Annotated in this window: 12 protein-coding genes, 1 tRNA gene and 1 pseudogene; 7 read left to right on the top strand and 7 right to left on the bottom strand. The window is 26.8% G+C overall.

What is annotated here, in order from left to right; translation table 11 throughout:
- A pseudogene (locus tag ACYQ44_RS00685) lies at positions 1–705 on the bottom strand (transglutaminase domain-containing protein); the annotation flags it as partial.
- A gap of 149 nt (positions 706–854) precedes the next feature.
- Between ACYQ44_RS00685 and ACYQ44_RS00690 the strand changes: the two are divergent.
- Positions 855–1,754: a histone deacetylase family protein gene (locus ACYQ44_RS00690; protein WP_459994557.1), complete on the top strand. Its 900-nt coding sequence runs from the start codon at positions 855–857 to the stop codon at positions 1,752–1,754.
- 110 nt (positions 1,755–1,864) lie between these two features.
- On the opposite strand, the gene ACYQ44_RS00695 is transcribed toward ACYQ44_RS00690, so the two are convergent.
- From ACYQ44_RS00695 to ACYQ44_RS00705, 3 genes are all read right to left on the bottom strand, one after another.
- Positions 1,865–1,939: transfer RNA gene (locus ACYQ44_RS00695), tRNA-Glu, on the bottom strand.
- Between the two features lie 43 nt (positions 1,940–1,982).
- Positions 1,983–2,843: a sugar transferase gene (locus tag ACYQ44_RS00700; protein WP_459994558.1), complete on the bottom strand. Its 861-nt coding sequence runs from the start codon at positions 2,841–2,843 to the stop codon at positions 1,983–1,985.
- Between the two features lie 49 nt (positions 2,844–2,892).
- Positions 2,893–3,417 (bottom strand): DUF402 domain-containing protein, encoded by a 525-nt coding sequence (locus tag ACYQ44_RS00705; RefSeq protein ID WP_459994559.1) that lies wholly within the window; start codon positions 3,415–3,417, stop codon positions 2,893–2,895.
- Positions 3,418–3,553: 136 nt separating this feature from the next.
- Here ACYQ44_RS00705 and ACYQ44_RS00710 point away from each other — a divergent pair, with 136 nt between their 5' ends.
- Genes ACYQ44_RS00710 through murB form a run of 3 tightly spaced genes read left to right on the top strand, consistent with a single transcriptional unit; the run spans position 3,554 to position 6,667 of the window.
- Positions 3,554–5,155 (top strand): DNA repair protein RecN, encoded by a 1,602-nt coding sequence (locus ACYQ44_RS00710; RefSeq protein WP_459994560.1) that lies wholly within the window; start codon positions 3,554–3,556, stop codon positions 5,153–5,155.
- Between the two features lies 1 nt (position 5,156).
- The gene (locus ACYQ44_RS00715) at positions 5,157–5,771 is read left to right on the top strand and encodes a HEAT repeat domain-containing protein (protein WP_459994561.1); all 615 of its coding nucleotides are present in this window, start codon (positions 5,157–5,159) and stop codon (positions 5,769–5,771) included.
- Positions 5,768–6,667, top strand: a complete 900-nt coding sequence (gene murB / locus ACYQ44_RS00720) for a UDP-N-acetylmuramate dehydrogenase (protein WP_459994562.1) — start codon at positions 5,768–5,770, stop codon at positions 6,665–6,667. Before ACYQ44_RS00715 ends, murB begins: the two co-directional genes overlap by 4 nt.
- Before the next feature lie 29 nt (positions 6,668–6,696).
- Here the strand turns inward: murB and ACYQ44_RS00725 are convergent, their stop codons facing one another.
- Positions 6,697–7,410, bottom strand: coding sequence for a tetratricopeptide repeat protein (locus tag ACYQ44_RS00725; protein ID WP_459994563.1), 714 nt, complete (start codon positions 7,408–7,410; stop codon positions 6,697–6,699).
- Positions 7,411–7,543: 133 nt separating this feature from the next.
- Between ACYQ44_RS00725 and ACYQ44_RS00730 the strand changes: the two genes are divergently transcribed.
- Complete coding sequence (locus ACYQ44_RS00730; RefSeq protein WP_459994564.1) at positions 7,544–7,969, top strand: Fur family transcriptional regulator; 426 nt, start codon at positions 7,544–7,546, stop codon at positions 7,967–7,969.
- A 155-nt stretch (positions 7,970–8,124) separates the two neighbouring features.
- On the opposite strand, the gene rnr is transcribed toward ACYQ44_RS00730, so the two are convergent.
- Both rnr and dnaB read right to left on the bottom strand, forming a co-directional pair.
- The gene (gene rnr, locus ACYQ44_RS00735; protein WP_459994565.1) at positions 8,125–10,320 is read right to left on the bottom strand and encodes a ribonuclease R; all 2,196 of its coding nucleotides are present in this window, start codon (positions 10,318–10,320) and stop codon (positions 8,125–8,127) included.
- A gap of 10 nt (positions 10,321–10,330) precedes the next feature.
- On the bottom strand, positions 10,331–11,725 hold the full coding sequence (dnaB, locus tag ACYQ44_RS00740; RefSeq protein ID WP_459994566.1) for a replicative DNA helicase: 1,395 nt from the start codon (positions 11,723–11,725) through the stop codon (positions 10,331–10,333).
- Between the two features lie 76 nt (positions 11,726–11,801).
- Between dnaB and ACYQ44_RS00745 the strand changes: the two genes are divergently transcribed.
- Both ACYQ44_RS00745 and ACYQ44_RS00750 read left to right on the top strand, forming a co-directional pair.
- A complete protein-coding gene (locus ACYQ44_RS00745) occupies positions 11,802–11,993 on the top strand; it encodes a hypothetical protein (protein WP_459994567.1) in 192 nt (63 codons plus the stop codon).
- Positions 11,994–12,085: 92 nt separating this feature from the next.
- Positions 12,086–12,547, top strand: coding sequence for a QueT transporter family protein (locus ACYQ44_RS00750; RefSeq protein WP_459994568.1), 462 nt, complete (start codon positions 12,086–12,088; stop codon positions 12,545–12,547).
- Positions 12,548–12,550 lie beyond the last annotated feature (3 nt).

Below are 12,550 nucleotides of genomic sequence, written 5' to 3' on the forward strand. Positions count from 1 at the left end.
ATTAATATCAATGTTGTTAGTCCATTCAGAGATTTTATACTCAAATTCAACATAGAAAGAACTTTTATTTTTAACTTCATCTTCAAAATATATAGTTCTTTGTTGTGAATTTAAAATAGTATATTTTTCATGACTGGTTTTTAATATTTTTACGTCACTAATTTGAAAATTTTCATAGGGTATAGGTAACCAAGCTTTTATTATTTCTCCCTGGATATTTTCATAATCAGGTTTAACGGTTATTTTTGCTCTAACTTTATAGTTTTTTTGATTATCGCCATTAATAATTTCATCTAATCTATTATGAAAAAGTTCTCTTCTTTTAAGAACTTTCTCATCAGTCTTTATCCTTTTTTTATATTCATCATATTTAAATCCAATATTAAATGCAAAACGCTTTTCAAAGTACATTTTCCCATTAACGATAATATAATCCAGGTCACCACTGTTTAGTAATTTTTCAAATTCTAAAGGAGAAAATCCTTTTATTGTTTTTTCAGCTATTTTTTTTGCTTCGTTTGTTGAATAAGGGTAATTAAGAATTAGGCGATTTAGTCTTTCTTTTTCATATAATAGCCTTTCTTTTAATAAATTAGGAAGTTTTAACGATAACTTTTTTTCAATTAATAGTAGAGCTTTTCCTATGTCCCCTAAAAATAATTCTCTTTGAATATCTTCTGGTAATCCTACAGATAAAAATTCCATATTCTCCCCACCTTTTATTAAAATAGTTCGGTATACAAATTATTATATCATATATAATATAAAATTAAACAATTATAAAAATAAAAAATTTCAATAAAATTATAAATGGTGCTATAATAATTATATATAGCAATTTCGGAGGTGGGAAAGTGGTTAATATTGTTTGGAGCGATAAACTTTTGGAATATGATTTTGGAGAAGGGCATCCATTAAGAAGTAAAAGATGTAAATTAGGAATAGAAAAATTATTTAAAAGCAATATAGAATATACTTTAATTAGTCCACGTTACGCTGAAGAAAATGAATTAGCGTTGTTTCACACAATTGAATATATTAATCAGGTGAAAAATAATATTGGTGGTAGTAGTGAAACACCAATAAGAAATATGTATAATCCTGCAAGGCTATCAGTAGGTGCAACTTTATCTGCTATAGAATCAATAACAGAAAATGAAAAAATAGCGGTTAATTTATGCGGAGGATGGCACCATACTTTTGAAGATAAAGCAAGAGGATTTTGTATTTTTAATGATGTTGTTATAGGAGCGAAATATGCGCAGAAATTAGGATATGAAAAAATTATGATTATAGATTGGGATGTCCATCACGGAGATGGGACCCAACGTGCATTTTTAGAAGATAATAGCGTATATACTATTTCTATTCATCAACACCCAGAAACACAATATCCATATATAAGTGGTTATGAAAGAGAAAATACTATAACTAATTTGAATATACCAATTTTTCCAGGAACCTCGGAACAAGAAATTTTAACAAAAGTTTTATCCACTATTCCAAATGAAATAAGAATGTTTAAACCTGACATGTTGATTATTCAAATGGGAGTTGATGGTTATAAATTAGATCCAATGTCGTCAATTGATTTAAGTGAAAGATTTTATAAATCCTTATCTATAGTATTATCGAGATGTTCTAAGAAAAATAGATTTCCTGTTGTTTTGCTTGGTGGGGGAGGTTTTTATTTTCCTAAAACGGCTGAAATATGGGAGTTAATTATTAGAACTTTTGAGGAAGATATAAAATAGGCTATTTTCCCTATAAGAATTGCATTGGAACTAAAAATCTATATAATTTTTTTACAAAAATAAAATGACAGCGAAATTCGCTGTCATTTTCTATAAGAATATATTCATTCTGGCAGCCCCACGGGGAATCGAACCCCGACTCTCGGACTGAGAATCCGATGGACTAGCCGTTATCCTATGGGGCCAAAACATATAGTATTATACCATAAATTTTGTAATTTGTAAATATCATAAAGATCCATTATCTTTAAAAATAGTTAAAAAGGTTAAGAATAATATTTTTAAATCAAGTAAAAAATTCTTATTTTTTACATAATATAAATCATATTCTGTTTTAGTTTTATAATCTTCTAAAGTTGTTGTATATTTATATTTTACTTGCGCCCATCCTGTTATTCCAGGATTTACGTATAATCTATAATTATAATATTCAATATTATTTTCGCACATTTCATGAAATGAGATCATTTCTGGTCTGGGCCCTATAAAATTCATATTTCCAATTAATACGTTTATGAATTGGGGAATTTCATCTAATCGTGTTTTTCTTAAAAATTTTCCAAATGAATGTATATTGTTATTGTGTATAGTTCTAAACTTATACATTAGAAATTTCTTTTTATTTTTTCCAATTCTAATTTGTTTGAAAATAACAGGTTTTCCTATAATAAAATAATTAATTAAGGAAATTAGTATAAATAAGGGGAAGGTTATAATTAATGAAGTTAAAGCTAGGAAAATATCGAAAAATCGTTTTTCTTCTTTTTTTAAAAAAAACTCAGAATAATAATATTCGAATTTTTTGAAAACGATTAATGGAATTCTTTGTAAATATTTTTCTACTAATTCTGGTAGTATTTCAATTGTTATGCCTTGCTTTTTAACGTTTTCTAATTCTTCTTTTACATAATATTCTAACTCAGGATCTGCTATTAAAACTCTATCGTGAAATTTAATTTTCTCTAAAAAAACTTCAGGACTTGGATTTAAAAAGTCCCCAAAAGATATATAGCCTTTTGTTTTTTTCTCTATTTCATTTGTAATGTCTTTAAATTCTTCTTCTTTTCCAATTACAAGATATTTAATCATTTTCTCACCTAAAAAAGTTATCAATATATAATTATATAAAAATTGTTTTTTATCCTAAATCCAATAGCCAATCAATCGCTTTTTCGCCAAAATTTTCTTTTAAATATTTAATAGGTTCCTTTTTTTCAAAATAATTGATGATAGTTATACTATCTAATAAGATTTTGTAAAAATCCTTTTTTTCTATATTATTTTTTTCAAATTCCTCAATTAATTCATCCATATCAGCTATTTCAAAGGATTTATCTCTTTTTATAATAATATCTAATTCTAAATCTTTGAATTCAATTATATTACCATTTATTAAATATTTTCCAAAATCAATATAAATTAAATAATCTTTTATGAGGGAATTTGTATCAGCAAGAAAAGATGTAAGCATAATAATTTGATTGGGAATAATTAATCTTTTTATTTTTTTAATTGAATTATGTTTTTCTAAATGCTTCCAATTTCTTTCTATTCCGAAAGAATTTTTAAAAGTAAGTATGTTTGTTATTTTAGCTTTAACTTCTCTGGAAGGTGATATTAAATATTCTATTTTTTTCTCAAAATTGAATTTATAATGTTTCATTTTTTTCTCCTTTTTTCTTGTTAAGGATATTATAACATAAATCTAACATATCTTCAAATAATAAACTTATCATTTAAGTTTTTATTTTTAACCAAAATGAGGTAAAATATATATAAGAGGAAAATGGAGGTGTCATATGATTCATTCATTGTCTATAAAAAATTTTGGATTATTTGAAGAAGTTAATATAGATTTTTCAGAGGGAATAAATGTAATTACAGGTGAATCAGGTGCTGGTAAATCGATGCTTATTAAAGCATTGATTTCATTGTTAAATGGAAATATACCCAAGAATTTAAGAAATAAAGATGGTTCAATATCTGCTTATATTACAATAAATGATGAAATAAGAAGAGAATTAAATGAAATTGTGGATAATAATGAACTCGTGTTAAATGTTAATTTTAATGAAAAAAGAGCTGTTTTTAGAGTAAATGGTACTATTATTCCACGTTCGTTTTTAGAAAAGATTGGATCATATATAATGGAAGTTCATACACAGGATTCACAGGTTTTATTAAGAAATCCAAAGTACCATAGTCAATTAGCTTATAAAATTTTTAAAGAAAACTTTGAAAAGTTAATTGTAGAATATGAAAAAATGTACAATGAATATGTTGAATTAAAAGAAAAGTTGAGTAGTATACCGTCAGATTCCTCTGAAATATATAGAAAAATAGATATTTTAAATTTTCAAATTGATGAAATAGAAAAAGTTGCTCCACAAGAGAATGAGGATGAAGAATTAAGAATAGAATATAAGAAGTTAAGTCATGTTGAAGAGATAAAGACAAAATTAGAAAAATCTATGGCTATTTTAAAAGATAATGATGAAAATGTTGATATTTTGATAGGTGAGGTTGTTGAAGATTTGTCTCATATTTCAGATTATGGATTTAATGAAGAATTGGATATTGCATCATCTATACAAGAAATGTTAAATGATTTATATAGCAGTTTAGAATCTAAATTATACGAACTTGATTTGGATCCTCAAAGATTAGAAGAGGTATCTAATAGGTTAAATGAGATAATGAATTTAAAAAGAAAATATGGTCCATCTCTTGAAGATGTTTTAGAAAATCTAATAAAGTTTAAGAATGAATTGATTGAGTTGAATGATCTGGAAAAAATAATGAATGAAATAAAGCCTTTAATTGATAAAAAGAAATTAGAATTATTTGATTTAGGAGAGGAAATAAAAAATAAAGGTGAAAAAGTAATTAAAGAATTAGAAAAAAGAATAAAAGAAGAATTATTTTCATTAAACATGGAACACGCAGAAATTAAATTTGAATTTAAAAAATTAGATGAACCTAGTAAATATGGTACATATAATGTTAGAATTTTAGCTAAAACTACACCACAAGCACCATTTTTACCTTTGGAGAAAGTAGCATCTGGTGGTGAGTTGTCTAGAATTATATTATCTATAGAAAAAACGTTAGGAGAAATTCATATGGTTGAAACTATGTTGTTTGATGAAATAGATTCTGGAGTAGGACAAAGGATAGCTGATGTTATAGGTAAAAAACTTAAAGAATTTTCAGAATTGAAACAGTTAATTGTAATTACACATATGCCACAAGTAGCCAATTTTGCTGATAAACATTTTAAAATATTTAAAACAGAAAAAAATAGTAAAGTGCATTCTAACATAAAAGAACTTAATGAAGAAGAAAGATTAAAAGAAATAAGAGAAATGTATGGAGAAATTGTTTTTAAAGAGGTGGAATAAAATGAAAAGAGAAGATGTTATACAAAGAGTGATAGAAGAGAAAGGTGTTAAAGCAATACCTTTATTACTAAATATGATGGAAGATAGTGATTCTGATACATATTCATTAATTACAGATATTATAGACGTTTTAGGTATTGAAGCGAAAAAATATTTATTTGATGAATTTTTAAAAAGATTTGAAAAAAATAATTTTGATGATGTTGTTATGCTTTATTTAATAGATGTTCTTTCAGAAATGGAATGTAAGGAGTTGCAACCATATCTTGAAAGAATGTTAAATATGTATTCAGACGAGAGAGCCTTTCCTATTATAATAGAGGCATTATTAAGAATAACAAAAGATGAAAAATATATAGATATACTATCAACATTTTTGGATGATACTGGTGATATACAAGAATTAGCTATAATGGCTTTATCAGAAATCCCAACTAAGAAAGGGATTAATTATTTATTGAATAAATATATGGAAAATATTTCAAAATCTGAAAAAGCACTTATTTTAGATTCTATTCAAAAAATAATTTTCAAAAATAGAGATTTATTTGAGGAAGTGAAAAAACATCCTGCAGGTGAAGAAATTTCTGAAATGTTGGAGTGGATGTTAAAGTGAGTGACATAGCTAAAGAATTATATTTATTAGGTTGTGATGTCTTAAAGAATGAACCTTTAAGGCTTCATACTTCATTTAAAATTGGCGGGAAGGTTCCGCTTTTTGTTATTCCTAAGACAAAAAAAATTTTTTTAAAAACACTAAATTTTATAATTGAAAGAAAAATAGATTTTAAAATAATTGGCGGAGGCGCAAATCTAATAGTTCATGATAAAAATTTAGATTTTATTGTAATTAGTACAGAGTATTTAACAGAGTATAAATTTTTAGATAATATTCTTTATGCTGAAGTGGGAGTTCCAATTTCAAGATTATCATATCTTGCGATGGAAAATAATTTATCTGGTATGGAATTTTCTGTTGGGATTCCTGGAACTTTAGGAGGAGCCTTATTTATGAATGCAGGTGCTTATGGAGGACAAATTAGTGATGTTACAGAAGAAGTCGAGGCTTTTGATTTAAAAGAAAAAAAAGTAGTTTTTTTAAGTAAAGAAAAATTGAACTTTGGATATAGAAGAAGTATTTTCCAAGAAAGGCGATACATATCTTTAAGTGCAAAACTAAAATTATTTAATAAAGAAAAAGAGTTAATAAAAGAAAAAATGAAGGAATTATCTATAAAAAGATGGGAAAAACAACCATTAGAATATCCAAGTGCGGGTAGTATTTTTAAAAGACCTAAGCCAGATTTTTATGTGGGAACAACAATTGAAAAATTAGGATTAAAGGGATTTTCAATAGGTGGAGCTGAGATATCTGATAAACATGCAGGATTTATTATAAATAAAGGGAATGCAACATTTAATGATGTGATGAAAATAATAGATCATGTCAGAGATATTGTTAAAGAAAAATATAATGAATATTTAGAAATCGAACCTGAAATTTGGAAATAATTTTTAAAATAGGAAGGTATAAACCCTTCCTATTTTAATTTTTCAAGTTCTTTTTTTGCATCTTCTTTTGCTTCTTTGCCTTGTTCAATCCAATCAGGATGAAGAGGCATGGATATCACTTTTTCAAACATTTCTTTTGCTTTATCATATTTTTTCCAAATTTTATATAATACTCCAAGTTCATAGTATGCATTTACATATCCAGGTTCAATCTCGGCTGCTTTTAATAAGTATTCCTCTGATTTTTTATAATTATTTATAGGCCAAGGAACATCTCTATATCTCATACCCATTGCAATGTAAGCAGTATATAAATTTGGTTCAAGTTGTATAGCTTTTTTTATATGTTCATCAAAATCTCCTAACATAAATAAACTAGAAACAATTCCTTTATATTGTGCTAGCCTTCCAATAGCGGCACCTAATGCATAATGAGCATATCCGTTTTTTTCATCTATTGTAACGGCTTTTTTTCCTACTTCAACCGCTTTTTCATAAGTTTCTTCTTTTTCATTATTTTCAATTCCCCAATTAGCATATTCAGTTAATGCATTACAATATAAAGCAAGAATAGAAGCATCATCTGTATATGTTTCTAACTTGTTTAAAAGAATTTTTATCTCTTCAATTTTGTGATAGCTATTAATAACCTTGAATTCATTATAAAGTTTTATAAATGTTTCCCCAAAAGTAATAGAAAAAACAAAAACAAGTAGTAAAATATTAACAATAACTTTTTTCATAATATCCCTCCTTTAATTTTATACAATTATATCACAATAATTAAAGTATTGTAAAGTTACTTGATTTTTTAGAAAAAATGGTATAAAATTAATATAGAATTAAATTCGTTTTAAATTTGAAAGGAGGAATAATATGAGTAATGAAGAGAAAATAGAATACATTAGTGAATTACTTAGAGAAAAAGGGATTTCACCGTCTTTACAAAGAATTCAGATTTATAAATATCTTATGGATAATCAGATCCATCCTAATGTAGACACAATTTATAAGGCATTAGTAAAAATGATTCCTACTTTATCTAAAACAACTGTATATAATACTTTAAAATTATTTCAATCTAAAGGCTTGGTTTCTGTGATTACAATCGATGAAAATGAAGCAAGATTTGATATTAATACACATAAACACGGCCATTTTAAATGTCTTGAATGTAATAAAATATTTGATTTTGATATTGAGGAAATAAAAATTGATTCAAAAATATTAAATGAAAATAGGATTATAGATGAACAATTGTATATAAAAGGATATTGCAAAGAATGTTTAAACAAAAAATAAAGCTCTGATTCAGAGCTTTTTTTGTTACATTATTTTTAATATAACCAAGAAAGTGTTACTTTTTTGTATTTTTATGGTATAATATGTAATGAAGAAAAAATACCTAGGGGGGTATAGGGGCCGCCGCATCGGTAACGTATGCCGTGCGGCTCTTTTTATTTTTTAGTTTTTTTCTTAGTTTTCTTTATTTTTATTTTTGCATTTGGATAATTTCTTTTTAATTCTTTTTCAATATCTTTATCTTCATTTTCTATTATTTCAAAATCTATTTCTGCAGTTAATTTATTTGCGTTTATTACTTTAGCTTTTAGTTTGTCACCAAGTCTATATATTTTTTTGTTTTTTTCTCCTATTAAAACATTTTGCTTTTCATTATATATATAATAATCATCCATTGTAGATACATGTATTAATCCATGAATTAGTTTTTCTGGAATTTCTACGAACATACCAAATTTTGTTATATTTGTTATATAAACATCAAAAGGTTTTCCGATATGATTCATAATGTATTCAACCTTTTTCATATCTGATAAATCCCATTCAGCTTCATTTGCAACTCTTTCTCTTTTAGAACTATGTGAAGCAATTTCTGGTAAAAGTTCTGTATATTTTTCTATTTCGTTTTTCTTAAGTGTTCCTTTGTTTTTAAGATATTTTTTTAATAGCCTATGAACTATCAAATCTGGATATCTTCTAATTGGTGATGTAAAATGCGTGTAATTTTGAGAAGCTAATCCAAAATGTCCGACATTTAGGTCTGAATAAACAGCTCTTTTTAAAGATCTTACAAGTAATTTTTGGATACTCTTTTTTAAAGGATGCTCTTTTAAATGTTCTAGCATATCCTGTAATAATTTAGGGTGAATGTTTTTGGGGAATTTATATCTTAATCCCATTATTTCTAAATAATTTTTTAGTTGTAATAGCATATCTGGATCAGGTTCTTCATGAATTCTATATATAAAAGGTAATCCTTGTGAATCAAATATAGAGGCAACAGTTTCATTTGCTTTTATCATAAATTCCTCTATAATAACTTCTGAAATACCTCTTTCAACAGGGATTATATCTTCAACATTACCTTTTTCATCAAAAATGAATTTTACTTCTCCTCCTTCAATATCAAGAATAGCTCCACGTCTCCTTCTGTTTTCTCTTATTATTTCCATAAGTTCTTTCATGAGTTCTAAATTTGGTCTGAGCCATCCTATTTCTTTTTCTAGTTCTTCATCAGCTTCATTGTTTAATAGTTTGTTTACTTTATTATATGTTAGTCTTTTTTTGCTATTTATAACTCCATTATATACATCAAAGTTTACTACATCACCATTTTTATCTATTTCCATAATTAAAGACATAGTTAATCTATCTTCACCTTCAACTAAAGAACATATCCAATCAGAAAGTTCATGAGGTAACATTGGAATCACAGTATCTATTAAATAAACACTTGTTCCGCGTTTAAAAGCTTCTTTATCAAGATTAGATTTTTCTTTTACATAATGAGAAACGTCGGCAATATGAACACCTAAAAGGTAATTTCCATTTTCTAATTTTTTTACTTGAACAGCATCATCAAAGTCTTTTGCATTATCTCCATCTATTGTTACTATGATTTCATCTCTAAAATCTTTTCTTTTTTTCAACTCTTTAGGGTGGACAGTTTGTGGAATAGACAAAGTTTCTTTCATAACATTTTCTGGAAAAACTCCTGGTTCTGGTAAATCATGTTTAATTATAACTATAGGTAAATCTACTTTTGGATCATTAACATTTCCTATGATTTTAGTTATTTTTACTTCAGGATTTTTTCGTGTATATTTTATTATTTCAGCTTCAACAATTTGACCAGGTTTAGCCTTATTGAAATTTTCTGGAGAAACGTAAAAATCTGTATTTATTTTTTGATCAATAGGTAAAACAAATCCAAATAGTTTTTTTTGTTCGAATATTCCAACAACTTTATTGATACCTCTTTTAAGTACTCTTAACACTTTCCCTTTTGGAATATCTCGCCATGTTCCTATTATTTCTATTAATACCGTGTCTTTATGCATTGCATCTTTAGCATTTTCTAAAGTAATAGCTATTTCCTCTCCATTTTTGGTATTAACAAATGCCATACTACCTCTTCTTGTAAATTCTATTGTACCGATTTTCATATTTTTTCCTAAAGTGCAAAACCGATTTTTGGAATTTTTATATAAAATTCCATCCTCTTGAAGTTCTTTTAGTAAATTCCTTATTTTCTTTTTATCTTCCTTTGTTTTTGCTTTTAGTTTTTCATATAGTTCTTTCTGTAATAGTGGTCTTTTGGTTAATAACTCTAAAATTTTTTCTTTGTTCATTTTTTTCCTCCTAATATTTTTCTTTGTGTATAGAATCTCTTTCGTAAAATAAAGTTACTTTTGGATCAAACATTAATTTTATTGTACCGACAGGTCCATTTCTTTGTTTCCCAATGATTAATTCTGATTCATGCGGATGGTTTAAAATTAAGTTTTCATTATTTTTGTCTTTATTATCACTTTCTTTTTTTCTTTTATAATAAGCATCTCTATATAAAAACATAACCATATCAGCATCTTGTTCTATAGCTCCAGATTCTCTTAAATCACTTAATCTTGGTCGCTTATCTTCTCTTTGTTCAACTGCTCTTGATAATTGAGAAAGAGCTACGATAACTACATTTAATTCTCTTGCAAGAAGTTTTAAAGAACGTGAAATTTCTGAAATTTCCTGTTGCCTGCTTTCAGAGGCTCTACCTTTAGAAGACATTAACTGTAAATAATCAATAAAAATAGCCTCAATTCCATATTCCCTTTTCATTCTTCTGGCTTTTGCTCTTAATGTCCTGGGATCTAATCCAGGTTCATCATCAACTACGATTTTTGATTGGGATAATTTGTGAGCAGCATTAACTAATTTATTCCAGTCATCATTACTAAGCATGCCTGTCCTTACTTTTTGTAAATCAACCTGCGCCTCAGCACAAAGTACTCTTTGAACTAGTTGTTCTTTTGACATTTCTAGGTTAAACATTGCAATAGGAGTTTTATATTTAATTGCTAAGTTGCTTGCAACATTAAGTGCAAATGCCGTTTTGCCCATTGAAGGTCTTGCTGCTATAATAATTAAATCAGATTTATGGAATCCAGAAGTTAATCTATCTAAGGATATAAACCCAGTAGGTAGACCTGTAACAAGAGCGTTTGGTTCAATAGAAGCTCGTTTTTTTAATTCATCCAATTTTTCAAATACATCATGAACAATGTTTGGAACTGAATCATAAGTTCTTGTTGCACGAGATTCTGCTATTTCAAAAATTTTTTTTTCGGCAAAATCTAAAATTTCTTCAGCTTCACCAATGGTTCTTGTTGCTTCAACAATTTCTGTACTAGCACTTACTAAACTTCTTAATAGAGATTTATCTTTAATAATTTTTGCATAATATAATGCGTTTGCAGGGGTAGGAACAACTTCTGCTAGGTATATTAATTTATCTTCACCACCAGCTTTTTCTAATAAATTTGCATTTCTTAAATTTTCCATTACTGTAATAACATCTACAGGTAATCCTTTATCAAAAAGATCTTCTATTATTCTAAAAATTAATTGATATTGTTGGTTATAGAAATCATTTGAACGTATTTCTTCTAAGATATCAGGCAATATCTGTGGATCTAGGAATATACTTCCTAATAATGCTTCTTCAGCTTCAGTGTTATGTGGTGGTGTTAATTCTTTATTCAATGTTAATACCTCCTTTTAATACTCATAGTATAATTATAATACTTTAATGTAAAAATTCCAAGGTAGGAGGATAATTATGTGGGGAAATATCTTCTTTTTTTTAGGTGTAATATTCACATTAAATGGTATATATATGTTTAATTCCTCAGTAAAAGAAGTAAGAAAAGGTTATATGAAAGACATAACGAAAATAAAGAAAAATGATAAGGGAGCATTTATTTCTTTAGGAATAGGAATAATCTTCTTCATTATAACATCTATATTTTAACATGTCTTTTTTTCTTTTATAATAATAAAATATTATAATGTATTTTGGCGGTCGCGGCACCCGCCTTAAAAAAACAAGGAGGTGTATTTTTAGTGAAAACTAAAAACTTAGTATTAGCAGGAGTGGTAGCAGCATTATATGTTGCATTGACTGTAGTATTGCAACCTATTAGTTATGGACCTATGCAGGTTAGAATTTCTGAAGCTTTGACTGTATTGCCGTTTTTTAACCCTATTTTTATTCCAGCTTTGTATATAGGTGCAATGTTAGCAAATATTTTTGGAGGATTTGGTGCTATTGATATATTTTTAGGTAGTGCATTAACACTATTAGCAGCGTATTTAACTTATAAAATGCCAAATAAATATTTAGCACCTTTACCACCAGTAGTAGTTAATGCTTTTGGGGTTTCAGCATATGTTGCACCTTTAGCAAACGTTCCATATTGGCCAACAGTATTTTGGATTGGAATAGGGGAATTAATTGCATGTTATTTACTAGGATTACCATTATTAATTTTATTGGAAAAAAGAGGAATTTTAGAAAAAAAATAGCAA

The organism is Marinitoga arctica (genome assembly GCF_054657315.1).